This is a genomic window from Azonexus sp. GW821-FHT04F04 (assembly GCF_059420025.1).
Genome location: NZ_JBWKSX010000008.1, coordinates 109,204 through 135,590, shown reverse-complemented (window position 1 = coordinate 135,590; position 26,387 = coordinate 109,204). Strand labels below are relative to the sequence as shown.

Here is a 26,387-nt window from a genome sequence, read left to right as displayed (position 1 = left end):
GGGCCTCAGGGCCGGTGCAGCGGTGGTGTTTCCGGCACCTTCCAGGCCTGATCCATCTCGTAGCCCTTGGCATAGCGGTAGAAAGTCCCCTCGAAATTCCCGAAGGCGATGATGAAACCAGGCCAGCCATCGAGAAAACCGCGCTTGAAAATATAGTGCTTGATGAAGGACCACAGACCGTGCGTCAGCGCCTTGCCCATGCTGCCCTTGCGCCCGCGCAGGGTGAGCTTTTCGGCGCCGAGGGTCGAATAGCGGTTGGCCTTGTGCACGACTTCGTGCAGGTTCTTGAACGGCACCTGCCAGATCGGGTTCTGCAGATGCCCGACCGGCCGCTCGCTGTGCGATACGTAACCCTCGTGCACCGGCTCCATCGTGTAGCTCATCTTGCCCCGCCGGAAAAGCTGCGGCTGGCGGTAGTTCGGATACCAGCCGGAATGCTTGATCCACCGCCCCATAAAGAAGTTACGGCGCGGCATGAAATACATGTCGAGGCTGGCCGGATCGGCGATGACGCGCAGGATTTCGTCGCGCGCCTCCGGCGTGCACCGCTCGTCGGCATCGAGACTGAAAATCCAGTCGTGCGTACAGGCCGCAATCGCCTGATTGCGCAGATCGCCAAAGCCCTTGAACGGCACCTGCACGACGCGCGCACCAAGGCTCTCGGCAATTTCCACCATGCCATCGGTGCTACCCGAATCGGCGACGATGATTTCGTCAGCCCACAGGACACTATTCACCGCCGCCGCGATTTTCTGCGCTTCGTTGAAAGCGATGATGTAGGCGGTGATTTTTGGCTGAACGGTGCTACTCATCTCGATTTTTCTTCTTTCTCGTCAAGGAGCTCGGCCTGGAACCGCCGGAGCGATGCGAACGGGCATGTATTATAGGGGACTAGCGAAAAACACACCGACAACACCCTTGCACCGCCCCCCTATTTCGTTCCCTGCCCCGCCCAAACGCGTTCTGGTCGTTTGCACCCAACGCATCGGCGATGTCCTGCTCGCCACGCCGCTCGCTCGTTCCGTCAAAGCAGCTTGGCCCGACGCCCAACTCGATTTTCTCGTCCTGCCCGGCACGCAAGGCGTGCTCGAAGGCAACCCCGACGTCCATCAGGTGCTGGCCTTTCCACAGCGCGCCGGCCTGCGCGAGAAACTCACGCAACTGGGCAAGATATGGCGTCGCTACGATCTGGCGTTCGCCGCCATCCCCAGCGACCGGGCGCGCATTTTCGCCTGGGCGGCGGCCAGCAATGCAGTCGGCTTCACGACGGCCGAAGAAGCCTCATGGCTCAAGCGGCACCTGCTGAAAATCGCCGTGCCGTTCGACAATCTGCAAACGCACACCGTGACCATGGGGCTGCGGCTGGTCGAAGCGCTAGGCTTGCCGGCCATCGGACAGGTCGAAACCCCGCAAGTCCCTGCGGAGAACTGGCGCCAGCGGCTGGAACAACTCGGCCTGACCGGGATCACAAGTTACGTCGTCATCCACCCCAACCCAAAATTCCGCTACAAGATGTGGGATAGCGACAAGTGGATCACCCTGATTTCCTGGCTCAGGCAACAGGGTACTGAGGTGCTATTGACCGGCAGCGGCGATCCGACTGAAGCCGCCTATGTTCGAGACATCGCCAGCAAGGTTCCGGAAGGCTGTCGCTGCCTGACCGGACTGCTGTCACTGGCCGAGACGGCGGAATTGCTCAAGGGTGCCCGCCTGTTCGTCGGCCCCGACACGGCCGTCACCCATCTCGCCGCCGCCACCGGCATACCGACCATCGCCCTGTTCGGCCCGTCGAACCCGGTCAAATGGGGGCCATGGCCGAAGGACTGGCCGGCTGGCGAAAGCCCATGGCCATTTGTCGGCAGCAAACAACAGGGAAATGTCCGGCTGATTCAAGGCCCCGGCGACTGCGTGCCCTGCCTGTTTGAAGGCTGCGACAGGCATCTGGACAGCGATAGCAAATGCCTGCAGGACATTACTGTGGAACAAGTGGTCGAAGCGGCACGAAGCCAACTTACCGATTCACTCCCACGCTAATACTTAACTGCTTTTGCGCGAAAAACCGTGCCACAGAATATCAAGCCAACGGCCCACGCAAAGAATCGCGCCTCCGAGTGGTCATACAAAAAAGAATTGAACAAGTTACCGACCAGATAGGCGAGCAGGACCCCTCGCGCCAGCAATCTATCCGTGAAGTCGAAGTGACCACTAACTCGCCACAACACGATGAAAAGTGCCAGCAAAACGACCAAACCAACGAGGCCGAGCTGAACCGTCGTCAACAAGTATTGGTTGTGCGGGTTGTTGGTAAAGACATTGCCTTCCGGCGTCACTGCCCGATAGGCCACCTCAAAGCCACCCGTACCGACTCCGAGGAGCGGATGTGCCGAGATCAGATTGAGACTCGTCGTCGCGAACTGCATTCGCACGCCCATCGACGAACTTTCCTCGACTTTTTCTCCCCGCTGCCAAGCCTTCAGTTCCTCCACTCCGGTCGCCATGCGGCGCATTGCTGCCGAATCCGGGAATTGCTGAGCAACCAGTACCGCGGTGGCCAGCAGCAACACCGACACCACAGCACCGCGCCAGCGGAAACGCTGGATGAACAGGTAGGCAAACAATGCGGCGAGCACCACGTAGCCAGTGCGACCCTCAATAACCAAGGCATTGCCTGCTGTGAGCAGAGCGGCCAGACCAAAACCGAATCTCCAGCGCCGGTCGGTCGAATTCATCGCCTCGATCATTAGGAAGTAGCCGCCTATGGCGACAAAGAAACCATGCGTGATATGCAATTTGAAAACAGCCGGATTACTCGGCAAGCGCTGCGGAAACCACGAGGGCGGCACAATCCCGAATTTAAAGCCGAATGAGACGATGGCGGTGACAAAGGCTGCGCAGGCGAATCCGCGCAATGCCATTTGCCGGAGTGATCGGTCGAATGGCAGCGTAAAAAGGCACAAGGTCAGGAACAATGCCGCATATTTTTCGAAATAGCGCAGGTTTTCCTTCGGGCCGCCCTGGCTCCAGGCCATACCGACTGCTGCCAGTAGCAGCAGGCAGCCTACGGCGTAGCTGGCTGGATTGGAACGTAACCGTTGCCAGCGTTGCTTCCAGTTTCCGGTGACTGCCCAGCCAAGCAACAAGGCGCCAGCAGCTAGGTTGTCGAACGCTGTTGAAATCGGCAGTCCAAAACCGACCAGAAAGGCCAGCCATGCCAGAATCCGGACCTTATTCTCGACAGGCAGGGGCATTCGTCACCACCAAATTATCGGACACCAAGTCGGATTCGCGTTGCAGACGCTGCAACTTGGCATAAACGCCATCCTGCGCCAGCAATTCGCCATGACGACCGCGTTCGACTATCCGCCCTTGATCGAGCACGACGATCAGATCAGCGCGTTCGATGGTCGACAGGCGGTGAGCGATAACGATGGTGGTGCGGCCGACGATCAGGGTGTCGAGGGCGGCCTGGATCAGGCGTTCGGATTCGGTATCGAGGGCGGAGGTGGCCTCGTCGAGGATCAGGATCGGGGCGTTTTTGAGGAAGGCGCGGGCGATGGCGAGGCGCTGGCGCTGGCCGCCGGAGAGTTTGACGCCATTTTCGCCGACTTCGGTATCCAGGCCCTTGTCCATCTGCCCGATGAATTCCCAGGCATTGGCGGCCTTGGCGGCGGCGATGATTTCTTCCTCGGTGGATTGGCCGGCGAAACCGTAGGCGATGTTGGCGCGGACGGTGTCGTTGAACAGCACGACATCCTGACTGACCAGCGCGATGTTGTTGCGCAGGCTTTCGAGCTTGAGTTCGTCGACATGGTGGCCGTCGAGCAGCAGGCGGCCGGTGGTCAGGTGATAGAAGCGCGGAATCAGCGCCGCCATGGTCGTCTTGCCGCTACCCGAGGCGCCGACCAGAGCGACTGTCTGGCCCGGCATAATTTCCAGATTGATGTCTTCGAGTGCCGGACGGCTGGTGCCCGGGTAACTGAAATTGACCTGATCAAACTGCAGGTGGCCGCTGGCGCGCTGCAGTTCAACGCCGCCGGTGTCGTCTTCCGGCAATTCGTCGAGCACCTGGAAGACGCTTTCGGCAGCGGCCAGACCGCGTTGCAATGGGTTGCTGACGTCGGTCAGGCGCTTGACCGGGGCGAGCAGCATGAGCAAGGCCGTGACGAAGGAGAGGAACTCGCCGACCGTGGTGCCGTTTGGCCCGGCCGACTGGCGCAAGGCGATGTAGGTGATGATGGCCACCGAGGTCGCGGCGGCGACTTGGGTCAGCGGCACGGTGGCAGCAGCGGCGGCGGCTTCGCGCATGGTTGCCCGGCGGTAGACATTGGTCGCCCCGTCGAAACGTGCGGCCTCGTATTTTTGGCCACCGAAAATCTTGACGACCTTGTGTGCGCCGACGGCTTCTTCGAGGATGTGGGTGATCAGGCCCATGGCCGAATAGCCGGAACGGCTGGCCGCCCGCAGGCGTTTGCTGAAAATCTTGATGACGCCAAGGATGATCGGGCCGACGGTCAGGGCAATCATCGTCAGTTTCCAGTCGAGATAAAGCAGGAAGCCGAGCAGGCCGAGGATGGTCAGGGTATCCCGGATGACGGTGGTGAGCACACCGGTGGCGGCCTGGGTGACGTTGGTCACGTCGTAGGCCACTTTGGAAATCAGGGTACCGGTGGACTGGTCGTCATAGAACTTGGTCGGCAGTGAGAGCAGGCGCCGGAACATGGCTTGCCGCAGATCGAGCACGACCTTGGCGGCGACCCAGGCCATCGAGTAGCCGCTGGCGTAGGTGGATACGCCACGGATGATGAAGATGCCGATCATTGCGGCGGGAATCAGGATGATGTCGGTCTCGTCCTTGGCAACGAACCCGCTGTCGAGCAGATGCTTCATGAGCGCTGGGAACAGCGGCTCGGTCGCCGCGGTCATCACCATGCCGAGCACGCCCAGGGCAAAAACGCGCCAGTGCGGCCGGACCCAGGTCAGCAGGCGGCGATAAATCTGGCTGTTGGAATAGGCCGAGCTTGAGTTTTGAGTCACAGATGGCTGTCGTCAGAAACGAAAGTCGACATTCTACCGATTCAGGCGGATCAGGTCGGCGCTGTCGCGCGAGAGGGACACGGTGGTCACTGTCGAAAAACCGATTTGCAACTCGCTCCAGCGCGCTGGCGGCAGGTTCTGCCAGTGGGCGAGCAAGGTGCGGATGATGCCAGCATGGGTGACGATGACCGCTTCCGGAACGTCCAGCCCGGCCACAAAAGCCAGCGCCCGCTGTTGCAAAGCGGCGGGCGATTCGCCACCGGGCGGCGCGTAGCCAGCGATGTCGGCGGCCCAGGCATCGAGCTCGTGGCGCGGAATGTCATCCCACGGTCGACCTTCCCAGTCACCGAAGTTCATTTCGGCCAAGCGGTCGTCGATGATCGGCTGCGGGTGAAGCTGTTCAGCCAGTTGCCGGCAGCGCAGCAACGGACTGCTCCACAGCGGCAGACCGGGCGGCAATTCGGCGCGCAGGCGGGCGACCTCGACCATTTCAATTTTGGCCAAAATTTCCAGTTGACCGTAGCAAATGCGCGGTTCGATGGTCGGCTTCGGGTGGCGGATCAGGTGGAGGCGCATGCTTCACTCATTCGCCAGAGCAGGACAAAATTGTTCGACGGCATTGCCCGTTGCTCGACCAGTTCCAGCCCGCTTTGCCGGGCCAGCGCATCGACTGCGCTCACATCGCGGACGCCCTGATGCGGCGCCTTTTCGCGTAATGACTGGTCGAAAGCGGCGTTGCTCTCACTGATGTGGCGGCCGTCGACCATGAATGGGCCGTAAATGAAGAGCAGGCCGCCCGGCGCCAGAACGGTGGGCAGCCCGGCGAAAAACGCCTCGACAGCCTCCCAGGACATGATGTGCAGCGTGTTGGCGCTGTACACCGCGTCGTAGCGGCCATTCGGCCATTGGTCGAGGACGTCGAATTCGCAGGGCGGCAGGACATTGGGCAGGGCGGCTTCGGCTAGCCAGGCGCGGATGCCGGGGAGGAAATCCGGACGGTCCGAGGTTTGCCAGGTCAGATGCGGCAGTTGCGCGCCAAAATGGATGGCGTGCTGGCCGGTGCCGCTGCCGACTTCCAGAACCAGGCGGCGGTCGGCAAAGACCTCGCGGAGCACGGCGAGAATCGGCTCGCGGTTCTTTTCGGTGGAGGGGGCGTGGGGTTTTTCCATGGGTTCGGACGCTAGTGCGATGCCGGAAGCTTAACGGCAAATCAGCCGATGGACAGCCACCGGCTGCCTTTCAATTTTGGGCAATTTTTCTGGTTGACCTTGGGAATGCCACATTTCCCTGTAGCGGCGCTAAAAAAACGCAGCCAAGCCGAGGTAGAAAGCGATTTCGGCCAGTTGCTGCACGGCCCCCAGGCAGTCGCCTGTATAGCCGCCAAGCCAGCGGCGACATTTGGCGACGAGCCAGAGGGTGGCCAATGCGGCCAGGGCGATGGCGGTCATCGCCGGCTCAGGCACAAGGAGCAGTAACGGCAGGCCGGCGAAAACCAGCGCAAAGAGGAGCGGGCCAAGGCCAAGCCGGGCGGCGACCGGGCGGGCCTTGCTGGTCTCGTCGTCACGGGCGTAATCCATGGTTGCCATCAGGCTGATAGCGCAGAAGCGGGAAACCGCGTGGCCGGCGATGAGCGCCGCCACCACCTGCCCGGCCGGCAGCGTCGACAGCAAGGCGAACTTGCCGAGCAGAGCGAGAACGATGGCGATCACGCCATAGCTGCCGACCCGCGAATCCTTCATGATCGCCAGGATTTTCGCCTTGTCCCAGCCACCGCCGAGGCCGTCAGCAGTGTCGCCCAACCCGTCCTCGTGGAAGGCGCCAGTCAGGGCGATGGTGGCGATCATGCTAAGCACGACGGCCACCGGCTGCACCCAGACTTGGCCGGCCAGCCAAAAAACCAGCGCTCCGACGCCGCCAACGAGCAAGCCGATGGCCGGCAAATAGCGCGCCGCCCGGGCCAGCCCGTCAGGCGAATAGCCGACCCAGCCGGGCACCGGCAGCCGGGTGAAGTAGCCGAGAGCGGCGAAGAAGGTAGCCAGCTCGCGGCGGATCATGCTTTGTCAGATACGCCAGCTGACTCAAAACTGGCCATCTCATTGAGGAAATTGACCGAGGCCTGAACGAGCGGGAAGGCCAGCGCGGCACCGGTCCCTTCGCCGAGGCGTAGGCCGAGGTCGAGCAAGGGTTCGGCACCGAGCGCCGCCAACTGGGCGGCGTGGCCGGCTTCGGCCGAGCGGTGGCAGAACACGCTGTATTCGGCCAGCGCCGGGACCAGCCGGGTGGCGGTCAGGGCCGCCGAGCCCACGATGAAGCCATCGATGAGCAAGGTCATCTTCGCTTCGGCAGCGCCGAGCATGGCGCCGACCATCATGGCGATTTCGAAGCCGCCGAATTCGGCCAGCACGGCCAGCGGCTCGTTGCTGCCGCCGACGGCGCGATAGCGGTTGAGCGCCTTTTCGAGCAGCGCCTGTTTGCGCGCCAGCCCGGCATCATCGAGCCCGGTACCGCGACCGATGCAGTCGGCGAGCGGCAGGCCGGTCAGGCAGTGGGTGATCAGCGAGGCGGCGGCGGTATTGCCGATACCCATTTCGCCGAAGCCGACGACATTGCAGCCATTGGCCGACAGATTGCGGCTGATTTCGGCACCTCGGGCGATGGCCTGGGCGCATTGCTCGGCGGTCATCGCCGGCTCTTCAATGTAATTGGCCGTGCCGGCGGCGATCTTGGCGTCGATCAGCCCCGCACGTTTGCCGAAATCGTGCGCCACGCCGGCGTCGATGATGGCCAGATGCAGGCCGTTCTGGCGGGCGAAAACGTTGATCGCGGCGCCGCCAGCCAGGAAGTTTTCGACCATCTGCCAGGTCACATCCTGCGGGTAGGCCGAGACACCAGCACTGGCCGCGCCGTGGTCACCGGCGAAAACCAGCAGGTGCGGCTGACCGAACTCCGGATCGAGCCTTTGCTGGATCAGGCCGATCTGGATGGCCGTGCGTTCGAGCAGACCGAGCGCGCCGAGCGGCTTGGTCTTGCGGTCAACGCGATTTTTGAGCGAATTTTCGATTCCCCGGTCCGGGGCGGTGATCTTGAAGTCCAACGAATGCATCCGATTCTCCAAAAGAAAGAGGGCCTCGCGACGACGTCTGGCGAATTCGCCAAAACGCTGCCGCGAAACCCTGTCCACAGGCTTCCCAAGAGGATTCGACACGTCTTCTGGCTTTCGGATCAGCCGGAGCGCTGCGCCTTCCCGGTTTTCACCAGTGGCCTGTTGCAGCATCCGTCCCCGATTACAGCGGCGGGCCCGCCCCGGAATTGAGAATTAACTCGCACCGGGTTCCGTTTCGTCGAATCGGGGTGGATTATACCGGCCGGTTCGCCGACAATGCATGCCCATGAAAGAACTGATCCTCGGTGGCGCACGCTCGGGCAAGAGCCTCTTGGCTGAACAACGCGCCCGCGAATCGGCCGAAAAACGCGGCCTGAAAGTCGTCTACCTCGCCACCGCCCAGGCCCTCGACGGCGAAATGGCCCGCCGCGTCGCCCACCACCGCGAACGCCGGCCGGCCGAGTGGGGCTGTACTGAAGAAACCCTGTACCTCGCCACCCGCCTGCGCGAACTGGCGGCCCCGGACACCTGCTTGCTGGTCGATTGCCTGACCCTGTGGCTATCCAACCTGCTCTTCGCCGGCAAAGCCGCGACGCAGGCCGAAGCCGGCGAGGCGATCGACTGCCCGCTGTTCCGCGAAGAAACCGCCGCGCTGATCGACCTGCTGCCGCAATTGCCCGGTCACATCATCCTCGTCTCCAACGAAGTCGGCTGGGGCATCGTCCCCATGCACCCCGTCTCGCGGTTGTTCGCCGACGAACAGGGTCGCCTCAACCAGCGCGTAGCGGCTGTTTGCGATCAGGTCACGCTGGTCGCCGCCGGATTGCCGCTGAGCCTCAAACAGCCCGGCTAACCACGCTGCGCTGTGCTAGCCTGACCAGCCACCCGGCACGTTCAGGAGAACGCCATGCCCCTTTTCACCCGCCTCACCGCCTTGCGCGAAGTCATCGCCAAACACGCCACCCTGCCCGTCCGCATCAGCCGGCCGGATGACACCGCGGGCCTTTACATCTGGCCCTGGCGCATCGAAGAAGATACCCGCGTGCGCAGCACACCGTTGCCGCGCACGCCCGACAACGATCCGCTGAGCGGCGCCCCGGCCCCGGCCATTCATTTTCTCGTGCTGGCCAGCACCAATCTGGATGGCGAGACGATCAGCGCCCTCGAGTCCGCCCGCCGGTCGCTGCTCGAAACCCCGGTTTTCGAGGTTGGCAACGGTCGGGTCAGCGTCATGCCGGCCACCCTGAGCACCAGCGAACTGACCGACCTGTTCACCGCCGCCGCTATCCCGCTACGGCTTTGCCTGGCTTATACGCTGCGTTCGACGGGCTGAGATTCAAAGCCGCCCGGAAGCAGATCGGCCATTTTTTTCCAATCCAGCGCGGCCTCGACCGAGTCGGCCAGACGTTCAAGATCGGCCTCGCGCCGGGCGGCGAAATCGACCTGCTCGGTTTCCTGCATGCCGGCCCAGGCGAGCAAGGCGGTCAGCGCTTCCGGGTGATCGAAAACGCCGTGACAATAGGTTGCGAAGACCTGGTTGTCGGGGGAAATGGCACCGTCGGGCACGCCATCCGCCAGCTGAACGGCGCTTTGCGCCAAGCCGGTGCCGCGCGTCACGCCGAGGTGAATCTCGTAGCCTGTCATCGCTGGCTGGCCGGGAAGCGACAAGTGACCACTCACATTTCGTAGCTGCTTCTCGGCTTCGAGCGTCGTTTCCACATCCAGCACGCCCAGCCCCGGCGTGCTGCCCGGCTGGCCTTCCAGCCCCTGCGGATCGTGGATCAATTGGCCCAGCATCTGGTAGCCGCCGCATAGGCCGACCACCTTGCCGCCATAACGCAGATGCTTGTGAATGGCCGCCGCCCAGCCCTTTTCGCGCAGCCAGTCGATATCGGCACGGACAGCCTTGGAACCGGGCAGAACGATCAGGTCGGCCGCCGGCGCCGTTTCGCCCGGGCCGATCCAGCGGAAATCGACTTCCGGGTGCAGGCGTAATGGGTCAAGGTCGTTGTGGTTGGAAACACGCGGGTAAGCCGGCGCGATGACTTTCAATTTTGGCGTTTTTTCCCGGTCGACCGTGGCAGTCGCGATGGCGTCCTCGGCATCGAGCATCAGGCCGTGCAAATAAGGCAAAACACCGAGAACCGGCTTGCCGGTCCGCTCTTCCAGCCAGGTCAGGCCCGATTCAAGCAGCGCGATGTCGCCGCGAAAACGGTTGATGACGAAGCCCTTGACCCGCGCCTGCTCGGTCGGCGACAGCAGCTCCAGCGTGCCGACGAGATGGGCGAAAACCCCGCCCCGATCGATGTCGGCAACGATGATCACCGGGCAATCGACCGCCTCGGCAAAACCCATGTTGGCGATGTCGCGGTCGCGCAAATTGATCTCGGCCGGCGACCCGGCCCCCTCGACCACCACGCAGTCGTAAGCCGCCGTTAGCCGCGCCCACGACTCGAGTACCGCCCCCATCGCCCGCGGCTTGTACTCGTGATAGGCCTTGGCATCAAGGTCGAAAGCCACCTTACCATGAATGATGACCTGCGCCTTCTTGTCCGTCGTCGGCTTCAACAACACCGGATTGAAATCGGTATGCGGCGCCAGCCCGCAAGCCAGCGCCTGCAACGCCTGCGCCCGCCCGATCTCGCCACCATCCACCGTCACCGCCGAATTCAGCGCCATGTTCTGCGGCTTGAACGGCGCGACACGCACGCCCCGACGCTGCAGGATGCGGCACAAGGCGGCAACCAGCGTCGTCTTGCCGGCATCGGAAGTGGTCCCTTGGACCATGAGGAAGGAACAGGGCATGGATCGTGTCAAAAATGAAAGCTGGGATTATCCCGGATTAGTGCACTGTCCGGACCTTGCGTAATCCGTACGCGAGGCATTAAATGCCATTAGACTTAAGGCGCCAGCACCAGACAAAATCAATTGGCCCCACATCAATGGAACGGCTTACCTTCTTCCCGATTGCGATCATCACCGCGCTCATTTCCATCCGACTCAATCTGACCTACGTTGGATTCGCCATGTTGATTGGCCTGGTATTGCCGATCACATTGCTGGTGCGCAGGAAGGAAACTTACGCCTCCGCAATGCCCGGCTACGCATTTGTAGTGGTTGGGCTGGTGATAACACTCATTGCGTATTTGGTTTGCCTTCATTACGGCATTTCATTTGAAGCCTTGGACCAGGATAGGTCATTTTCCAGAGTTGTCCGTCGACTGCCGTATTTTGGCTTGACGTTCCTGAGCGCGGGAATTACAGCACTTGCCATATTTCTTGTCCGACGGTTGCGTGGCTGAACCGCCCTCCATCGCCTTACCCCACCCCCACCTGCTATCCTTCGCCCTTTAGATCTCTCGGTGCCGTTTGCGGCGCTTTCACAAATTGTCCCTGACGCGAAGACGAGCCGAAGACAGTGCATCTGCACGGCGAGGCGTAATCGACAAAGTCGGGGGCATTTTGTGAAAGCGCCGAAACGGAGAATCGGGAAGGCGGTGTGATCCCGCCACGTGCCCAACGCTGTGAGGGGGACGGATGCACAATGGCCACTGCGAGCAAACGCGGGAAGGCGTGCATTCCGGAAGAACCCAAGTCAGAAGACCGGCCGGGAGATGATTGCGGGCTGCGTGGACGGCAGCCTTTGTTTTTCCAGAAGGGGACTCCATGGAAAACCCATCCGCGCCGCAGGCGCAAGCTTTTTCCGACGTCGATCGGGCGGCGGTTTATCAGGCCATTTTCAGTCGGCGCGATGTGCGCGGCCAGTTTTTGCCGACGCCGGTGCCCGACGATTTGCTCGCCCGCGTGCTGATGGCGGCGCATCATGCGCCGTCGGTCGGTTTCATGCAGCCGTGGAATTTTTTGCTGGTGAAATCGGATGCGGTGAAGCAACGCGTCCATAACGTTTTTGCCGAGGCCAACAACGAAGCGGCGCTGATGTTCCCGAACGAGAAGCGCGAGATTTACAGCCAGCTCAAGTTGCAGGGCATTCTCGAAGCACCGATCAATCTGTGCATCACCTGCGACCGTTCTCGCAGCGGGCCGGTGGTGCTCGGCCGCACGCACATGCCGACCATGGACCTCTACAGCAGCGTGTGCGCCGTGCAGAACCTCTGGCTGGCGGCGCGGGCCGAGGGGCTGGGCGTCGGCTGGGTGAGCATCTTTCACGAGAAAGCGCTGCAGGACGCGCTCGGCATTCCGCACCACATCGTGCCGATTGCCTATTTGTGTATCGGCTACGTCAGCCATTTCAACAACAAGCCGGAGCTGGAAAAGGCGGGCTGGCTGCCGCGTCTGCCGATCAACGATCTGGTCTATTTCGAGCAGTGGGGCGACTCCGATTTTGGGCAAAATTTCCCGTTGACCGTGGCATTGGCCAAAATGCAGTCCGACATTCAGGAAAAGGGCGTATTCCCGGCATGACGCTCACGTTTGACGCCTACGCCATGCCGCTGGCTGCCCTGAGCGCGGTTTTGCTCGACCGCCTGCTTGGCGAGGTCTCGCACTTTCACCCGCTGGTCGGCTTCGGCAATCTGGCCTCGGCCATCGAAAAACGGCTCAACCGGCGCTCGCTGGCCGGCGGCGTGCTGGCCTGGCTGCTCGCCGTCGGGCCGTGGGTGGCGCTGGCGTTCTGGTTGCGGCCGCTGGCGCCGTTTGCCGTCGATGTCGTCCTGCTCTATTTCGCCATCGGTGCGCAGAGCCTGTGCGAGCATGCCGAGGCCATCGCCAAACCCTTGCAGGAAGGCCGGCTCGACGAGGCCCGGCAACGCGTCGGCTGGATCGTTTCGCGCGAAACTTCTGCGCTCGACGAATCCGGCGTCGCCAAGGCCGGCGTCGAATCGGTGCTGGAGAACGGCAACGATGCCATCTTCGGTACGCTATTCTGGTTCGCCCTGCTCGGCGGGCCGGGCGCCGTGCTGTTCCGGCTGGCCAACACGCTCGACGCGATGTGGGGCTACCGCACCGAGCGTTTCAACCTGTTCGGGCGCTTCGCCGCGCGCTTTGACGATGCCTTGAATTTCATTCCCGCCCGCCTGACCGCCCTGACCTACGCCGTGCTCGGCCAGACGCGCAACGCGCTGGCCTGCTGGCGGGCGCAGGCGCCGGGCTGGGACAGCCCGAATGCCGGTCCGGTCATGTCGGCCGGCGCCGGCAGCCTCGGCGTGCTGCTCGGCGGCGCGGCGATTTATCATGGCCAGGAAGAAATCCGCCCGCCGCTCGGCGCTGGCCCGGCGCCCGTCGCCGCCGACCTCAGCCGGGCGATCAGCCTGATCCAGCGCAGCCTGTGGCTGTGGCTGGCCACCTTTTTCGTGATTGGATTCGTCAATGCTTGAACACGGTGGCGGCCTGCGCAAAGCCGCGGCGCACTACAACATCCCGCTGGAAAACTGGCTGGATCTGTCGACTGGCATCAACCCGGCAGGTTGGCCGGTACCACCGCTCTCGGCCGATTCCTGGCAGCGTCTGCCCGAGGAAAACGATGGTCTGGAAGCCGCTGCCGCGGCCTATTACGGCAACGCCAACCTGTTGGCCGTCGCCGGTTCGCAAGCCGCCATCCACTGGCTACCGGCCCTGCTGCCGCGGGCCATGGTGGCCTGCATTTCGCCGATTTACAGCGAGCACCCCCAAGCCTGGCAGCGCGCCGGGCACAAGGTGCGTTTCCTGCAGAACGCCATGCTGCCGCGCGCGCTGGCCGTCGCGACGCCCTACGTACTGCTCTGCAACCCGAACAACCCGACGGCTGATCGCCACCCGCGCGAGATCGCCATCGATGCCGCCCAGCAGCTCAAAAAACGTGGCGGCTGGCTGATCATCGACGAAGCCTTCATGGACCCGACGCCGGCAGAGAGCCTGACGCCGTTGGCCGGCACCGAGGAAGCGCCCAACCTCATCGTGCTGCGTTCGATCGGCAAGTTCTTCGGGCTGGCCGGGGCACGTGTCGGTTTCGTCTTCGCCGCGCCCGACATCCTGAACCGGATGAACGAGGCGATGGGACCATGGACGGTGAGCGGCCCAGCCCGCGAAGTCACCCGGCTGGCGCTGCAGGATACCGCCTGGCAAGCCGCCGCCCGGCCCCGACTGATCGCCGCCGGGGAACGTCTGCACCAACTGCTGGCGCCACTCGGCGAGGTCAAATCGACGGCCTTATTCGCCACCCTGACCAGCGCCCAATCGGCCGAATTGCACGAAGCCCTCGCCCGCCAGGGCATCCTGACCCGCCATTACGACCAACAACCGCTGCTCCGTTTCGGCCTGCCCGGCGACGAAGCCGGTTGGCAGCGCCTAGCCGACGCCCTTTCCGCCTGGAGAAACATTTGAAATTTGGCCTTTTTTTCCGGTTGACCGTGGCAATGCTCATTTCAACCGCCGCCCACGCCGATCTCGTCGTCAAGGACGACACCGGCCAGGAAGTCCGCCTCAAGGCGCCGGCCAAACGCATCGTCACCCTTGCCCCGCACGCCGCTGAAAGCCTCTACGCGGCAGGCGCCGGCCCCAAGCTGGTGGGCACCGTCGATTACAGCGACTACCCGCCGGAAGCGAAGACAGTGCCGCGCGTCGGCGGCTATTCGCGCATCGACCTCGAAGCCGTCGCCGCCCTCAAGCCCGACCTCGTGCTGGCCTGGGAAAGCGGCAACAACATGACGCAGGTCGACAAACTCCGGGCGCTCGGCCTGACGGTCTATGTTTCGCAGCCGAACACCATCGACAACATCGCCAACCAGATCGAGCGCATAGGTCAGCTGGCTGGCACTGAGAGCGCCGCCAACGCCACGGCCGAGCGCTTCCGCAAGCGCCTCGACAGCCTACGCACAACCAATGCCGGCAAGCCGCAAGTGCGCGTCTTCTACCAGATCTGGAAAACGCCGTTGATGACCGTCGGCGGCCCGCAGATCATCAGCGATGCCATCAAGATCTGCGGCGGCGAAAACGTCTTCGGCCACCTCAAGCAAATGGCGCCCAACGTCACCGTCGAAGCCGTGCTTGAAGCCGATCCGGAAGCCATCGTCGCCACCGGCATGGGCGACGCCAAGCCGGAATGGCTGCACGACTGGGACAAATGGACGCGGATGACCGCCGTCAAACGCGACAACCTCTTCCACATCAACCCCGACATCATGCAGCGCCACACGCCGCGCATCCTCGACGGCACCGAAAAACTGTGCGCCCATCTCGATGTTGCGCGCAGCCGGAGGCCTGCCAAATGAGCCGCACGCCGCAACGCATCGTCTGCCTGACCACCGAAACGGTTGAAGTGCTCTACGCCCTCGGCGAGCAGGACCGCATCGTCGGCATTTCCGGTTACACCGTGCGCCCGCCCGAAGCGCGCAAGGAAAAACCCAAGGTCTTCGCCTTCACGAGCGGCGACATCGACAAGATTCTGGCGACGCAGCCCGATCTCGTGCTGACCTTCTCCGACCTGCAAAGCGAGATTTCACGCGATCTGATCAAGGCCGGCGTGCCCGTTTACGCCTTCAATACGCGCAGTGTCGAGGACATTCTCGGCATGGTCGAAACGGTCGGCCGGCTGGTCGGTGCCGAAGCCAAGGCGCTGGAGATCGTCGCCGGGCTGGAAGCAGAGATAACCAAGACCCGCGCCATCGCCGCCGAACGCTTCGCCAAGACCGGCAAAAAGCCGCGTGTCTATTTCGAGGAATGGGACGAACCGCTGATTAGCGGCATCCGCTGGGCCTCCGAACTGATCGAAATTGCCGGCGGCGAAGACATTTTCGCCGAACAGGCCCGCTCGCCGCTCGCCAAGGATCGCCGGCCGACACCGGAAGACGTCATCGCCGGCGCCCCGGACATCATCATCGGCTCCTGGTGCGGCAAGCACTTCCGCCCCGAACGCGTCGCCGCGCGGCCAGGCTGGGAGGCCATTCCTGCGGTCAACCGGAAAAACATGCATGAAATCAAATCGGCCATCATCCTGACCCCCGGTCCGGTGGCGATCAGCGAAGGCCTGCCACAATTACTCGCCATTTTTGATCTGTGAAAAGGTCGTCCGCGGCGCCTTCCCTATAATCGTCCTTCAACCTTGAGGATTCGCGCCATGAAGATCGCCGCCCCGCTACTCGCCCTGACCCTCTGCGCCATCGCCAACATCGGCCAGGCCGCCGACGAAGGCACTGCCGCCGTCGAAGCCATCGGCCGCCTCAACGGCATCGCCCTCGCCTGCCAGCAACCTGCCCTGGTCGCCCGCGCCCGCAACGCCGTGATCACCATTGCCCCGAAGACCCGCGGCTACGGCGAAGCTTTCGAAAACGCCACCAACGCGGCCTATCTGGAACAAGGCAAGGGCGCCACCTGTCCCGATGCGGCATCACTGGCCAGCAATATGGCCGCCGCCGAAAAGAGACTTCAGGCGAGTTTCACCACAGCCAAATGATCCGCCGCGGCGTATTACTCCTCGCCCTGCTTTGTGCCAGTCCGGCTTTCGCCCAAGCCAGCCATAGCCTCGAACTGCTCAATGACGCGAATCAGGAAATCAACCCGCGCTACCTGTTGCAGGATCCGAACGGCCGCTCCGTCACCAGCGAGGATTTCCGCGGCCGCTTCCAGCTCATCGCCTTCGGCTACACCTACTGCCCGGACATCTGCCCGACCACGCTTGTCGAGATGGCTGAAATCCTCAAACAACTGGGTGAGGACGCCAGCCGTGTCCAGCCCATCTTCATCTCGGTTGACCCGGAACGCGACACCGGCAAGATACTGAAAACCTACACCGAGTTCTTCGACCAGCGCATTCTTGGCCTGACCGCCTCACCGGCCCTGGTCCGCCGTGCCGCCGACAATTTCAAGATCCGCTACGCAAAAGTTCGCGAACCGGGCACCCCTCCCGATCGCTACGCGGTCGACCATTCCGCCGGCATGATCCTGCTCGGACCGGATGGCGCAGTCGTCAAGAAATTCGCTTTTGCCATGCCCGTGACAAATATCACGGAGGAGCTGCGAAATTTCATCAAAAATCACTGAATTGTGCAAAACCACAATTGCTTTGGCATAGTCGCTAAGGCAATATTCGGGCAATGCCAAGGTTTTTCCTGCTTGCCCTCATTTCCCTGTTTTCCCTTGCCCTGCCGGCTTGGGGCGGAACTGTTGCGCTCGTCCTGAGCGACCAGGGAGGCGCCTATTCCGATTTTTCCGGTACGCTGGAAGAAGCACTAGCCGGGACAAACTGGAGCATTTCGGCCAGACACCAGGCCAATCTTCTCCCGATACTGACCGGACAGGTGGATCTGGTCGTTACTGTCGGCAGCGAAGCCTTGCGCAAGACGCTCGGCCGCAGCGACAACCCGCCGATCATCGCCACCCTGCTGCCGCGGCAAAGTTATGAAAAGATTCTTGCCGAATTTCGCCGGCCCGGCCGCAGCACAGCAATCTATCTTGACCAGCCGCCAGCCCGCCAGGCAGCCTTTATCAATCATCTGCTCCCCGGCCAGAAACGTGTCGGAATGCTGTTCAGCAGCGAAACGAGAAATGTCGCCGGACAGTACCGCCAAGCGCTCAGCAGCGCCGGACTGATTCTGGATAGCGAAGACGCCGATACCGACAGCACGTTGCTGCCAGCATTGAACTCCCTGCTCAGCCGCACCAATGTCCTGATCGCGGTTCCCGACAGCAAGATTTACCATCGCAACAACATCAAACCGATTCTGATTACCGCCTTCCGTTACCAGCGACCGGTCATCGGCTACTCCCCGGCCTTCGTCAACGCTGGCGCCCTCGCCGCGCTGCACAGCACACCTGCCCAGATTGCCCGCCAGACGGCAGAGATGATCGTGGCGCACGGCACCAGTCTGCCCACCCCCAGTGGACCGAGTCAGTTCGCCATTGCCATCAACAGCAATGTCGCTCAGTCACTTGGTCTCAACATTACCGATGAGGCCGCCATCCGGCGCGCCATGGTCGCCGACAGGGAGGGCCGATGAGTCACCTTACCCTCCGCCATCGCCTGCTGCTGCTGACGCTACTGCCCAGCATGCTGATCGCCATCGTGCTGGTCGGTTATTTCACCTACAGCGGCATCCGCACGCTGGAAGGCGAATTGCGTGCCAAAGGCATGGCCACGGTCCGCTATCTGGCACCAGTCAGCGAATACGGGATTATCGCCGGGCAGCTCGAAAGCCTGCACGGGCTCGCCCAGGCTACCGTCCAGGAGTCGGGGGTCAAGGCCGCCGTCATCGTCAACCAGAAAGGCCGCACCATTGCCGTCAGCGGACGCGTTTCGCTGGCCGCCGAGGAACTGCGGCGAACCATGAGCGAACCCATGCAGGTCGGTGAAAACGACCTCTGGATTGCCTTTGGCGCCCCAGTCAAACGCTCGATCAGCGAATCCGACGTACTGTTCGAGTCAAGTGCCGACAGCAAGGTCATTTCTCCGGAAATCATCGGCCACGTTTTTGTCGAATTCGACAAGACCGAACTGGCCAACCGGCAACGCCAACTGCTGCTGCGCGGGTTGATGATCGTACTATCCGGACTGCTCATACTGGCCGCACTTGCCATCGCCATGGCCGACAATCTCGCCCGGCCAGTGATGCGTCTGGTCCAGGCCATTCACGGAATGTCCTCAGGCCGACTGGATATCCGCGTGCCCGCAACATCGAGCGGCGAAATCGGCATTCTCGAAAACGGTTTCAACGAGATGGCTACGCATATCGAGGAAGTTCATTTTTCGATGCAATCCCGCATCGAGGAAGCGACGGCCCAGCTTGCCTTCCAGGCGCGGCACGATGCGCTTACCGGCTTGCTCAACCGTCGTGAATTCGAACATCGGTTGGAGAAGGCACTGGCCAGTGTTCAGGCCGGCGGCGATGAATTCGCCGTACTTTTCATCGACCTCGACCGCTTCAAGCAGGTCAACGACAATTGCGGCTATCTGGCCGGTGACGAATTGCTACGTCAGATGGCCCTGCTCTTCCAGGGTCGTTTGCGCGAAGAAGATACCCTGGCCCGCCTCGGCGGCGACGAATTCAGCATCATGCTGGCCAACTGCAGCGGCCCACGCGCCAACCAGGTGGCAGAGGATATCTGTGGCCTCGCCGCTGCCTATCGCTTTATATGGCAAGACAAGGTCTTCGCGATCGGCGCCAGTATCGGGCTGACCACAGTCAACCGCAAGGTTCGCAACATCAATGAAGTGCTCGCTGCCGGCGACGCCGCCTGCCATCGAGCCAAGGAAAGCGGTCGTAACCGCGTTTGCGAGCAGGAGGCACAACTCACCCCGGATCGCCGCCAGGAAACTGCCAACTGGGCCAGCCGCATTGCCAGCGCCCTGGCCGATGACAGACTCCTTGTCGAAGCCATGCCCTTGCGCGCCCTGCAACATCCATCAGTCAACCATCTCGTCGAATTGACAGCACGGCTCAACGAGCCCGGTCAACCGCCGGTGACACTCTCTGCACTAAGCGATGCGGCAGAGCGCTACGATTTAGCACCAGCCATTGACCAACGCCTGATCGAAACTGCCATCGCAGCACTGTCGCGCGCCAAGAATCAGCATAAATTGCTGCACTGCCTTGTCCCTCTTTCCCGCGCCTCAGTTGGTAACCGCGAAACGGTCGAGTTCATCACGCGCAGCCTGAGCAGCCGCAACCTGCCGGGAAACCGGCTGTGCTTCATATTTTCCGAGGACACGCTGACGCTCCAGACCAGCCACGCCATGGAGTTTTCCCGCCAGATGCGTGCCCTCGGCTGCCAGATTGGCCTGGACGATTTCGGTGGTGGCTTGTCATCATTCACCCACTTGCGCAGCATCACGCCGAGCTACGTCAAACTCAGCCGGAGCCTGACCCGCGAACTGGGTGGAAATCGAGCCTCCACGGCACTTTTAAGGGCCGTTCAAGAAATCACCACAGATCAGAACATCCACACGATCGCCGACGGTGTTGACGATCTGGAGACGCTGGAACAACTTCGCAGTCTGGGAGTGGATTTTGCCGAAGGCAAGGCCATCGCCCCCAGCGAACCCTTTGACGTCTGGCTCGAGGGCGCAGTCATGCGCTCTGCCTAGCCGGGAAATTCAATCAAAAATCGAGGCGCAGGCTGACCCACTGACGACGCTCGACGATGCGTCCATCAAGCTGGCTATCGGTGGGTTTTGGCGATTTGTACTCGTTGTGCGCACCGTTCAGATTCTGAATGGTCAGAGCGAGTTCTCCGCCGATTACCCCAACGCGAAACTGGTAACCCAGGCGTGCATCCAGCCGACGGTACTTGAGCGATACGGTATTGCTCGACCACTGCATGGCCTGCTGCGCGTAGCCCATCAGGGAAAATTCGAGGCCCAGCGGCAATTTCTGCATCCACATCAACGACGTTGCACGGCTGGGCATAGAGTTTTCAGTGAACTCAGCCACATCAAGCCGCTTCGCGGAAGACGACAAGTCGGAATTCGGGTACGCCAGCGCCGACGCCAGAAAATCACTGGTGATTCGCGCAAATGTCTGATTCAACACCAGCCGAGTCGACTCAAAAGGTTGCCATTTGAACTGGTACTCCAGACCTGCAATCCTGACATCCTGAATCGGCACCGTCGATTTTGGGACATCCTGATCGCTGGCGCCCAAATCCATCCTGTACAGACGATTTGAAACCCTCTCACTGAATAGCCGGACGTCCAGACTGGACCGCCAGTCGCGCCAGTCACCGAGATAGCCGACCTCCAAGGTATCGAGCCGTTCCGCCGCCATATCCGGAGTTCCTCGATAGATGAACTCATAGTAGGGGCGGTACGGGCCCGCATTCGGGATCGGCGTTTCCTCGTGCCCGCGATAGTTCTGGATACTTCCGGTCCGATAGGCACGCGAAACGCCGAGGCGCACCGTATTCTGGCTATTGAAGTGGAAATTGGAACTGATCCGGGGAGAAACATGCGCCCCAGCCAACGAGTCACTCTCACCGGCAAGGCCAACGTTACCGGTAAACCACTTCACCGGTTTCCATTCGACATTGCCGAAAATTCGTCCAACATCACGCCGCACCGTTCCCTGATCACGCAGCGTCCACTCCGAGCGCAGCGCGTCAGCTCTCCAACTACCCCCCCAGACCAATCGCGCAGTCTCGAAAGCATGCAAGCTATGCTGCAACTCGATTTCATGCCGCGTTCCCTGATCGCCAGACTGATTGACGTTTACGGGCGCCAAAAACGGCAAAGCAACAATAAATGCGTCAGTAGACTCGTCATTCACATACGAATAGCGTAACTGAATGTCCGAATCGCTCGACAGGACCCTACGCCACAATAGTTGCGCGTAACTGTCGGTTTGCTTTACGTCACGAAAGGGATTCGTCGGGTCCGGCAACAATGTCGCCTTGTCCAGTCGGCCACTCTGCGTAACACCTTCGATTTGCCCCGCGCTGAATTGCAGACTATCTCTTTCACTCAGGACAAAATCCGCACGAAAATCGAACAATCGAGTCCTATAAGAGTCAATCCAGTTATGCCGGTCGGTTAGCCCATCATCATTCTGATGCCGATAGGTAAAACGAAAATCCCCAATCTCGCCTATCTTGCCGCCTGTCCTGAATGTGTAGTCGCGGACATTCTGGTTGCCGTAACCGGTGGACACAGAAGTTCCCCGAACCAGCGCAGGATCAACCGTAATGATATTGATAACACCAAGAAAGGCATTGCTGCCATAGGAAACAGCATTAGTGCCGCGCACGACCTCAATCCGCTCAATATCCTCCAGCGCGACCGGCAACGTGACCCAATTGACACCGCTCCCGAATAGAGGCGACAGCATTGAACGCCCATCAATGAGTACCTGTACCCGTGGCGCGTAATCGCCATCACCCAAACCGTGGTAGGTAGCCCGCGCGGCCTCGGTGTTGTTTGGATAAGTCTGGAAACCTGGCACTAAACGGAAAATATCGTTCAGATCCCGCGCCCCGGAGGCCTTGATCATGTCGCGGTCGACAACCGTTACCGCAGCAGGTACGTCGGCCAATTTCTGCGGCAAGCGACTGACCGAAGCCACGATCGGCAACTCGCTGAAATAAGCATCCTCATCCGCCGACCAGGCATTGCCGGTCATCCACACCCCTGCCAGCACGATAGCCAACGAGGCGCTTGGTAAATTGTCTGTTTTACGGGTCACAAGCCCGGTGTCTCCATTTTTTCGATCTCACCGGGCACCGCCAAGGCCAGCTTCCAGGCCTCAGAAAAACACTCTGACTGCGCGCCGAGCTTCACTCCATGCCTGTTACAAGCCACCAGACACAGGGCCAACCCTGCCTGATCGACCACGGTAACGCCCTCGAGATCAATTTCGTCGACCCCCACCCTCGTCAAGGCATGCATGAAATCATTGCGCAAGGAGTTGCCAAGGCCGCCAGTAATGCGCATGATTTTTTTCCCCCCTAACTCGCGAACGCCGAGAATCGAGGCATTCCCGGATGCCAGGGCGGCGTTGATGGCATCATCTATAAGAATCTGATTGATCGGCCCGGTTTGGAAGCGAACGCCGAACATATTGCCGACCCGGCTGACAACCGCTGCCGGAACGTCAATCAACGGCGAGCCAAAAACCCGAAATTCACAACCGATGTTGTGCGAAATTTCGAGCGGCATCTCCGTCCGCACCATCAGCCCGGACAAGGATAGATTCTCGATTAGCCCTTCGCCAATCGCCCCCCCGAAGCCAATTCTGACTTTAGGCAAGTTGCCGAAACGAATCCGTTGATGCCGCCGTTGATCCAGCATTGTGGCCGAAGCTTTCTAGAAATTTGTTTTGTCGGGATTTTATCAAATGTTGAGCACGCTACCACCTATTGCATAAGTAGATCACCACATTGACTTTTTGCGCCCTGCTCGGTATCGTCTCCCGACGCTGGAAACACTCCAGCCGCGCCGATTTGAGCTCTGATTGCGGGCGCCAAATAAATTCAGCTAAAACGGGAACCACCCAGTTCGCCCGACGAGTTCACGTTTAAGGCCAACTGGGTTTTTGTATTCAGGAACAGCATGCCAGGACAATCCGTCGGCGCCGTCGAATCACAGCGCGCTCACTTCGATCAGCCGTTGCATTTGCGTAGCGGTGGAGTTTTGCCGGCCTACGACTTGGTATATGAGACGTATGGCACGCTAAATGTGGCAAAGTCGAATGCCATTCTGGTCTGCCACGCGCTCTCCGGCCATCATCATGTCGCTGGCCATTACGCGGACCAGCCGCAAAATATCGGCTGGTGGGACAACATCGTCGGCCCCGGGCGACCACTGGATACCGACAGATTCTTTATTGTTGGCCTGAACAATCTGGGCGGTTGCCACGGCTCGACCGGACCATCGTCGACCAACCCGGCCACCGGCAAGCCGTGGGGTGCCGAATTTCCGATTGTTGCTGTGAACGACTGGGTGCACGCCCAGGCCAGGCTGGCCGACATACTCGGTATCGATAGCTGGGCGGCCGTCATGGGTGGCAGCCTGGGCGGCATGCAGGCGCTGCGCTGGAGCATCACCTACCCGGAGCGGGTGCGCAACGCCATCGTCATCGCCGCAGCCCCCAGGCTGTCAGCGCAAAACATCGCCTTCAACGACGTTGCCCGCCAGGCCATACTCACCGACCCGGACTTCCACGGTGGCAACTACTACGAACACAACACCCGTCCGCTACGCGGCCTGCGCCTGGCGCGCATGCTCGGCCACATAACCTACCTGTCGGACGACCAAATGGGTGCGAAATTCGGCCGCGAACTTCGCAACAGCGCCTTCTCCTTCGGTTTCGATGTCGAATTCGAGGTCGAGTCCTACCTGCGCTATCAAGGTGACAAGTTCGCTGGCTATTTCGATGCCAACACCTACCTGCTGATGACCAAAGCACTCGACTATTTCGACCCGTCGCGCGAGGACGACGGCAACCTGAATGCCACCATGGCACGCAGTAAAGCCAACTTCCTGATTGCCTCGTTTACCACTGACTGGCGCTTCACCCCGGCGCGTTCGAAAGAGATTGTCGCTGCCCTGCTGGCCAACGGACGCAATGTGTCCTACGCGGAAATCGACCTCAATTTCGGGCACGACTCATTCCTGATGGAAGATGCTCACTATCACGCCGTGGTCGATGCCTATCTGCGGAACATCAAGCTATGACGCACACTCTGGGCCGCCCTGATTTTGAATTGATCGCCGGCTGGATTGAGCCAGGCCATCGCGTGCTCGACCTCGGCTGTGGCGACGGCACGCTACTGAAACACCTGATCGACCTTCGTGGCGTACAGGGGGTCGGGGTCGAAATCGATGATGCCAACGTGCTCGCGGCCATCAAGAACGGCATCAATGTTATTCAGGGCAATCTGGAGCGTGGCCTCGACGAATTTGCCGACCAGGCTTTCGACCACGTTGTGCTGTCCCGCACACTGCAAACCGTTCGTCACACCGAGGGCATCCTGCGTGAAATGCTACGCGTCGGGCGGGAGGCAGTGGTCTCCTTCCCCAACTTCGCCTACTGGAAGAACCTGCGTTCAGTAATTGATGGCCGCATGCCGGTTTCCGAGGATCTTCCCTACCAGTGGTATGACTCGCCCAATGTGCGCTTCTTCACCCTGCTCGATTTCGAGGACTTGTGCAACAAAATGGGACTGATCATCCGTGAGCGCAGCGTTCTTGATGAAGAAGGCAACCCCGTCACCAGCGAGGTCAACTTTCTCGGCAGCCTGGCGGTCTATCGCCTGACGCAAACCCGTTGATGCCGGTCTGGCTTGCCGCCCTGCTCAGCCGGAAGATGCTGATCTGCATCTTTACCGGTTTCAGTTCGGGCCTGCCCCTCTACCTCTTGCTCAACCTTCTGCCCGCCTGGCTACGTAGCGAGGGGGTAGATCTCAAGACCATCGGTTTTTTTGCCCTGATCCAGTTTCCATATACTTGGAAATTTCTTTGGTCGCCACTCCTTGATCGCTTCAGCGTTCCCGGATTTGGCCGGCGCCGGGGATGGATGTTGCTGACTCAACTCGGCTTGCTGTTGGTCATTGGTTCGCTCGGCGGCCTCGATCCCAAAGAAAGTATCTGGCCCATCTTGTGGCTCGCCGCCCTGCTCGCCTTTCTGTCGGGAACGCAGGATATTGCGGTCGACGCCTTCAGGCGCGAGATTTTGAATGACAACGAACTGGGCCTTGGCAATGCTGTCCACGTCAATGCCTATCGTATCGCCGGCCTGATCCCTGGTTCGCTATCGTTGATCCTGGCAGATCGCCTTCCGTGGAATGAAGTGTTCTGGATAACCGGCGCCTTCATGATCCCCGGCATGGTGATGGCTTGGTTGGTCAGTGAACCACTCATCAAGGGTGTGCCAAAAACGCTCCGCCAGGCAGTAACAGAGCCGTTTCACGAATTCATCGGCCGACAAGGCTGGCGCGGAGCCCTGATGGTTCTCGGCTTCATCTTCCTCTACAAACTCGGGGACAGCCTATGCACGGCACTGGCTACTCCATTTTATCTCGACATGGGGTTTACCAAGACTGACATCGGTCTCATCGCCAAACATGCCGGCCTCTGGCCAGCGGTAATCGGCGCCCTGCTCGGCGGTTTGTGGATGATACGGCTGGGGATCAACCGGGCACTATGGCTGTTCGGCGTTGTCCAGCTGGTATCCATTTTCGGCTTTGCCTGGCTGGCGTCGCAGGGCCACTATGCCAGCATCGGCGCAGAAGAGCGCATCGCGCTGGCCTTCGTCATCAGCCTCGAAGCACTGGGCGTCGGCTTGGGAACGGCAGCCTTCGTCGCCTACATCGCGCGCTCGACTCATCCGGCCTACACGGCCACCCAGATGGCGCTCTTCACCAGTCTGGCGGCCGTGCCACGCACTTTCATCAACGCCTCTGCCGGATGGCTTGTTGAAACGCTGGGCTGGAGCAGCTTTTACTGGCTATGCGCGGGGCTGGCCGTTCCGGGAATGGTTCTATTGCTGAAAGTGGCGCCATGGAACGAAAGCGCAGCGAATACTAGTCGCCCCGTTTGATCCTGCGCCTGTCCAGCCACCAGGCATACACGGGCAAAAGCAGTATGGAGCCAGGCAATAGCAAGGCTATCAGATAGGGCGACAGGCGGACCAAACGGCGCAAATGCCGGATAAGCTCCAGCTTTTCATCCGGCGTCCAGTGGCCACCATTACGCACCTTCATCAACAGCGGCATCATGCCGCGCGTCGCGATCAGTTCGGCCAGCACCCTGCGCACCTGCCGTCGCTGAGAAGAAACCATCTGCCGCCACCAGGTGGGCAGTACGGCTTCATCACCGACCGACTCACCCATG

Annotated in this window: 27 protein-coding genes and 2 riboswitches; of the genes, 16 read left to right on the top strand and 11 right to left on the bottom strand. The window is 61.0% G+C overall.

From position 1 onward, the window contains the following. Nucleotides 1-5: 5 nt before the first annotated feature. A complete protein-coding gene (locus tag AC07TV_RS15920; RefSeq protein ID WP_494649348.1) occupies nucleotides 6-812 on the bottom strand; it encodes a glycosyltransferase family 2 protein in 807 nt (268 codons plus the stop codon). Nucleotides 813-918: 106 nt separating this feature from the next. On the opposite strand from AC07TV_RS15920, the gene AC07TV_RS15915 reads away from it, so the two are divergent. Continuing rightward, on the top strand, nucleotides 919-2,034 hold the full coding sequence (locus tag AC07TV_RS15915; RefSeq protein ID WP_494649347.1) for a glycosyltransferase family 9 protein: 1,116 nt from the start codon (nucleotides 919-921) through the stop codon (nucleotides 2,032-2,034). On the opposite strand, the gene AC07TV_RS15910 is transcribed toward AC07TV_RS15915, so the two are convergent. The 6 genes from AC07TV_RS15910 to cobT form a co-directional block, all read right to left on the bottom strand. After that, complete coding sequence (locus tag AC07TV_RS15910; RefSeq protein ID WP_494649346.1) at nucleotides 2,031-3,248, bottom strand: O-antigen ligase family protein; 1,218 nt, start codon at nucleotides 3,246-3,248, stop codon at nucleotides 2,031-2,033. The genes AC07TV_RS15915 and AC07TV_RS15910 overlap by 4 nt on opposite strands. Beyond that, nucleotides 3,226-5,034: a lipid A export permease/ATP-binding protein MsbA gene (msbA, locus tag AC07TV_RS15905; RefSeq protein ID WP_494649345.1), complete on the bottom strand. Its 1,809-nt coding sequence runs from the start codon at nucleotides 5,032-5,034 to the stop codon at nucleotides 3,226-3,228. The genes AC07TV_RS15910 and msbA overlap by 23 nt, the downstream gene beginning before the upstream one ends. A gap of 33 nt (nucleotides 5,035-5,067) precedes the next feature. After that, entirely contained in the window at nucleotides 5,068-5,610 is a 543-nt protein-coding gene (gene cobC, locus AC07TV_RS15900; protein ID WP_494649344.1) for an alpha-ribazole phosphatase family protein, read from the bottom strand. After that, nucleotides 5,595-6,203, bottom strand: a complete 609-nt coding sequence (locus AC07TV_RS15895) for a DUF938 domain-containing protein (RefSeq protein WP_494649343.1) — start codon at nucleotides 6,201-6,203, stop codon at nucleotides 5,595-5,597. The genes cobC and AC07TV_RS15895 overlap by 16 nt, the downstream gene beginning before the upstream one ends. A 129-nt stretch (nucleotides 6,204-6,332) precedes the next feature. Beyond that, nucleotides 6,333-7,088, bottom strand: a complete 756-nt coding sequence (locus AC07TV_RS15890; RefSeq protein ID WP_494649342.1) for an adenosylcobinamide-GDP ribazoletransferase — start codon at nucleotides 7,086-7,088, stop codon at nucleotides 6,333-6,335. After that, on the bottom strand, nucleotides 7,085-8,137 hold the full coding sequence (gene cobT, locus AC07TV_RS15885) for a nicotinate-nucleotide--dimethylbenzimidazole phosphoribosyltransferase (protein ID WP_494649341.1): 1,053 nt from the start codon (nucleotides 8,135-8,137) through the stop codon (nucleotides 7,085-7,087). The genes AC07TV_RS15890 and cobT overlap by 4 nt, the downstream gene beginning before the upstream one ends. Nucleotides 8,138-8,217: 80 nt before the next feature. Next, nucleotides 8,218-8,395, bottom strand: a riboswitch (cobalamin riboswitch). Nucleotides 8,396-8,423: 28 nt separating this feature from the next. On the opposite strand from cobT, the gene cobU reads away from it, so the two are divergent. Continuing rightward, nucleotides 8,424-8,990, top strand: coding sequence for a bifunctional adenosylcobinamide kinase/adenosylcobinamide-phosphate guanylyltransferase (cobU, locus tag AC07TV_RS15880; RefSeq protein WP_494649340.1), 567 nt, complete (start codon nucleotides 8,424-8,426; stop codon nucleotides 8,988-8,990). Between the two features lie 54 nt (nucleotides 8,991-9,044). Then, a complete protein-coding gene (locus tag AC07TV_RS15875; RefSeq protein WP_494649339.1) occupies nucleotides 9,045-9,470 on the top strand; it encodes a Pvc16 family protein in 426 nt (141 codons plus the stop codon). Here the strand turns inward: AC07TV_RS15875 and AC07TV_RS15870 are convergent. After that, entirely contained in the window at nucleotides 9,446-10,942 is a 1,497-nt protein-coding gene (locus tag AC07TV_RS15870; RefSeq protein WP_494649338.1) for a cobyric acid synthase, read from the bottom strand. The two genes, AC07TV_RS15875 and AC07TV_RS15870, sit on opposite strands and share 25 nt — an antisense overlap. Before the next feature lie 137 nt (nucleotides 10,943-11,079). On the opposite strand from AC07TV_RS15870, the gene AC07TV_RS15865 reads away from it, so the two are divergent. The 10 genes from AC07TV_RS15865 (at nucleotide 11,080) to AC07TV_RS15820 (ending at nucleotide 20,150) form a co-directional block, all read left to right on the top strand. Then, complete coding sequence (locus AC07TV_RS15865; RefSeq protein ID WP_494649337.1) at nucleotides 11,080-11,439, top strand: hypothetical protein; 360 nt, start codon at nucleotides 11,080-11,082, stop codon at nucleotides 11,437-11,439. A 135-nt stretch (nucleotides 11,440-11,574) separates the two neighbouring features. Then, nucleotides 11,575-11,763: riboswitch (cobalamin riboswitch) on the top strand. A gap of 40 nt (nucleotides 11,764-11,803) precedes the next feature. Then, entirely contained in the window at nucleotides 11,804-12,559 is a 756-nt protein-coding gene (gene bluB / locus AC07TV_RS15860) for a 5,6-dimethylbenzimidazole synthase (protein ID WP_494649336.1), read from the top strand. Next, nucleotides 12,556-13,470, top strand: coding sequence for an adenosylcobinamide-phosphate synthase CbiB (gene cbiB / locus AC07TV_RS15855; protein ID WP_494649335.1), 915 nt, complete (start codon nucleotides 12,556-12,558; stop codon nucleotides 13,468-13,470). Before bluB ends, cbiB begins: the two co-directional genes overlap by 4 nt. Next, nucleotides 13,463-14,455, top strand: a complete 993-nt coding sequence (cobD, locus tag AC07TV_RS15850) for a threonine-phosphate decarboxylase CobD (RefSeq protein WP_494649334.1) — start codon at nucleotides 13,463-13,465, stop codon at nucleotides 14,453-14,455. The genes cbiB and cobD overlap by 8 nt, the downstream gene beginning before the upstream one ends. Continuing rightward, nucleotides 14,452-15,342, top strand: coding sequence for a cobalamin-binding protein (locus AC07TV_RS15845; RefSeq protein ID WP_494649333.1), 891 nt, complete (start codon nucleotides 14,452-14,454; stop codon nucleotides 15,340-15,342). The genes cobD and AC07TV_RS15845 overlap by 4 nt, the downstream gene beginning before the upstream one ends. Next, nucleotides 15,339-16,130: a cobalamin-binding protein gene (locus AC07TV_RS15840; protein ID WP_494649332.1), complete on the top strand. Its 792-nt coding sequence runs from the start codon at nucleotides 15,339-15,341 to the stop codon at nucleotides 16,128-16,130. Before AC07TV_RS15845 ends, AC07TV_RS15840 begins: the two co-directional genes overlap by 4 nt. A gap of 57 nt (nucleotides 16,131-16,187) precedes the next feature. Beyond that, the gene (locus AC07TV_RS15835; protein ID WP_494649331.1) at nucleotides 16,188-16,523 is read left to right on the top strand and encodes a hypothetical protein; all 336 of its coding nucleotides are present in this window, start codon (nucleotides 16,188-16,190) and stop codon (nucleotides 16,521-16,523) included. Further along, nucleotides 16,520-17,110, top strand: a complete 591-nt coding sequence (locus AC07TV_RS15830) for an SCO family protein (protein ID WP_494649330.1) — start codon at nucleotides 16,520-16,522, stop codon at nucleotides 17,108-17,110. Before AC07TV_RS15835 ends, AC07TV_RS15830 begins: the two co-directional genes overlap by 4 nt. A 53-nt stretch (nucleotides 17,111-17,163) precedes the next feature. Then, nucleotides 17,164-18,066, top strand: coding sequence for an ABC transporter substrate-binding protein (locus AC07TV_RS15825; protein WP_494649329.1), 903 nt, complete (start codon nucleotides 17,164-17,166; stop codon nucleotides 18,064-18,066). Beyond that, nucleotides 18,063-20,150 carry an EAL domain-containing protein gene (locus tag AC07TV_RS15820; protein WP_494649328.1) on the top strand — a complete coding sequence of 696 codons (2,088 nt, stop codon included), beginning with the start codon at nucleotides 18,063-18,065 and terminating at the stop codon, nucleotides 20,148-20,150. Before AC07TV_RS15825 ends, AC07TV_RS15820 begins: the two co-directional genes overlap by 4 nt. A gap of 13 nt (nucleotides 20,151-20,163) precedes the next feature. On the opposite strand, the gene AC07TV_RS15815 is transcribed toward AC07TV_RS15820, so the two are convergent. Then, nucleotides 20,164-22,239 (bottom strand): TonB-dependent receptor plug domain-containing protein, encoded by a 2,076-nt coding sequence (locus AC07TV_RS15815; RefSeq protein WP_494649327.1) that lies wholly within the window; start codon nucleotides 22,237-22,239, stop codon nucleotides 20,164-20,166. After that, nucleotides 22,236-22,844 carry a PilZ domain-containing protein gene (locus tag AC07TV_RS15810; RefSeq protein WP_494649326.1) on the bottom strand — a complete coding sequence of 203 codons (609 nt, stop codon included), beginning with the start codon at nucleotides 22,842-22,844 and terminating at the stop codon, nucleotides 22,236-22,238. Before AC07TV_RS15810 ends, AC07TV_RS15815 begins: the two co-directional genes overlap by 4 nt. A 261-nt stretch (nucleotides 22,845-23,105) precedes the next feature. On the opposite strand from AC07TV_RS15810, the gene metX reads away from it, so the two are divergent. The 3 genes from metX to AC07TV_RS15795 are packed head-to-tail and all read left to right on the top strand — an operon-like array spanning nucleotide 23,106 to nucleotide 26,094. Then, the gene (gene metX, locus AC07TV_RS15805) at nucleotides 23,106-24,230 is read left to right on the top strand and encodes a homoserine O-succinyltransferase MetX (RefSeq protein ID WP_494649325.1); all 1,125 of its coding nucleotides are present in this window, start codon (nucleotides 23,106-23,108) and stop codon (nucleotides 24,228-24,230) included. Then, entirely contained in the window at nucleotides 24,227-24,826 is a 600-nt protein-coding gene (gene metW / locus AC07TV_RS15800; protein WP_494649324.1) for a methionine biosynthesis protein MetW, read from the top strand. Before metX ends, metW begins: the two co-directional genes overlap by 4 nt. Continuing rightward, nucleotides 24,826-26,094: an AmpG family muropeptide MFS transporter gene (locus tag AC07TV_RS15795; RefSeq protein ID WP_494649323.1), complete on the top strand. Its 1,269-nt coding sequence runs from the start codon at nucleotides 24,826-24,828 to the stop codon at nucleotides 26,092-26,094. The genes metW and AC07TV_RS15795 overlap by 1 nt, the downstream gene beginning before the upstream one ends. On the opposite strand, the gene AC07TV_RS15790 is transcribed toward AC07TV_RS15795, so the two are convergent. Continuing rightward, complete coding sequence (locus tag AC07TV_RS15790) at nucleotides 26,078-26,386, bottom strand: hypothetical protein (protein ID WP_494649322.1); 309 nt, start codon at nucleotides 26,384-26,386, stop codon at nucleotides 26,078-26,080. The two genes, AC07TV_RS15795 and AC07TV_RS15790, sit on opposite strands and share 17 nt — an antisense overlap. Between the last annotated feature and the right edge of the window lies 1 nt (nucleotide 26,387).

What these genes read in the sequence shown, in the direction of transcription:
- AC07TV_RS15890 (WP_494649342.1), bottom strand. Translation starts at nt 7,088, where the DNA reads ATGATCCGCCGCGAGCTGGCTACCTTCTTCGCCGCTCTCGGCTACTTC.
- cobT (WP_494649341.1), bottom strand. Translation starts at nt 8,137, where the DNA reads ATGCATTCGTTGGACTTCAAGATCACCGCCCCGGACCGGGGAATCGAA.
- AC07TV_RS15875 (WP_494649339.1), top strand. Translation starts at nt 9,045, where the DNA reads ATGCCCCTTTTCACCCGCCTCACCGCCTTGCGCGAAGTCATCGCCAAA.
- AC07TV_RS15835 (WP_494649331.1), top strand. Translation starts at nt 16,188, where the DNA reads ATGAAGATCGCCGCCCCGCTACTCGCCCTGACCCTCTGCGCCATCGCC.
- metX (WP_494649325.1), top strand. Translation starts at nt 23,106, where the DNA reads ATGCCAGGACAATCCGTCGGCGCCGTCGAATCACAGCGCGCTCACTTC.
- bluB (WP_494649336.1), top strand. Translation starts at nt 11,804, where the DNA reads ATGGAAAACCCATCCGCGCCGCAGGCGCAAGCTTTTTCCGACGTCGAT.
- AC07TV_RS15870 (WP_494649338.1), bottom strand. Translation starts at nt 10,942, where the DNA reads ATGCCCTGTTCCTTCCTCATGGTCCAAGGGACCACTTCCGATGCCGGC.
- cbiB (WP_494649335.1), top strand. Translation starts at nt 12,556, where the DNA reads ATGACGCTCACGTTTGACGCCTACGCCATGCCGCTGGCTGCCCTGAGC.
- AC07TV_RS15840 (WP_494649332.1), top strand. Translation starts at nt 15,339, where the DNA reads ATGAGCCGCACGCCGCAACGCATCGTCTGCCTGACCACCGAAACGGTT.
- cobU (WP_494649340.1), top strand. Translation starts at nt 8,424, where the DNA reads ATGAAAGAACTGATCCTCGGTGGCGCACGCTCGGGCAAGAGCCTCTTG.
- cobD (WP_494649334.1), top strand. Translation starts at nt 13,463, where the DNA reads ATGCTTGAACACGGTGGCGGCCTGCGCAAAGCCGCGGCGCACTACAAC.
- AC07TV_RS15820 (WP_494649328.1), top strand. Translation starts at nt 18,063, where the DNA reads ATGAGTCACCTTACCCTCCGCCATCGCCTGCTGCTGCTGACGCTACTG.
- AC07TV_RS15895 (WP_494649343.1), bottom strand. Translation starts at nt 6,203, where the DNA reads ATGGAAAAACCCCACGCCCCCTCCACCGAAAAGAACCGCGAGCCGATT.
- cobC (WP_494649344.1), bottom strand. Translation starts at nt 5,610, where the DNA reads ATGCGCCTCCACCTGATCCGCCACCCGAAGCCGACCATCGAACCGCGC.
- AC07TV_RS15810 (WP_494649326.1), bottom strand. Translation starts at nt 22,844, where the DNA reads ATGCTGGATCAACGGCGGCATCAACGGATTCGTTTCGGCAACTTGCCT.
- metW (WP_494649324.1), top strand. Translation starts at nt 24,227, where the DNA reads ATGACGCACACTCTGGGCCGCCCTGATTTTGAATTGATCGCCGGCTGG.
- AC07TV_RS15795 (WP_494649323.1), top strand. Translation starts at nt 24,826, where the DNA reads ATGCCGGTCTGGCTTGCCGCCCTGCTCAGCCGGAAGATGCTGATCTGC.
- AC07TV_RS15865 (WP_494649337.1), top strand. Translation starts at nt 11,080, where the DNA reads ATGGAACGGCTTACCTTCTTCCCGATTGCGATCATCACCGCGCTCATT.
- AC07TV_RS15830 (WP_494649330.1), top strand. Translation starts at nt 16,520, where the DNA reads ATGATCCGCCGCGGCGTATTACTCCTCGCCCTGCTTTGTGCCAGTCCG.
- AC07TV_RS15790 (WP_494649322.1), bottom strand. Translation starts at nt 26,386, where the DNA reads ATGGGTGAGTCGGTCGGTGATGAAGCCGTACTGCCCACCTGGTGGCGG.
- AC07TV_RS15910 (WP_494649346.1), bottom strand. Translation starts at nt 3,248, where the DNA reads ATGCCCCTGCCTGTCGAGAATAAGGTCCGGATTCTGGCATGGCTGGCC.
- AC07TV_RS15825 (WP_494649329.1), top strand. Translation starts at nt 17,164, where the DNA reads ATGCCAAGGTTTTTCCTGCTTGCCCTCATTTCCCTGTTTTCCCTTGCC.
- AC07TV_RS15920 (WP_494649348.1), bottom strand. Translation starts at nt 812, where the DNA reads ATGAGTAGCACCGTTCAGCCAAAAATCACCGCCTACATCATCGCTTTC.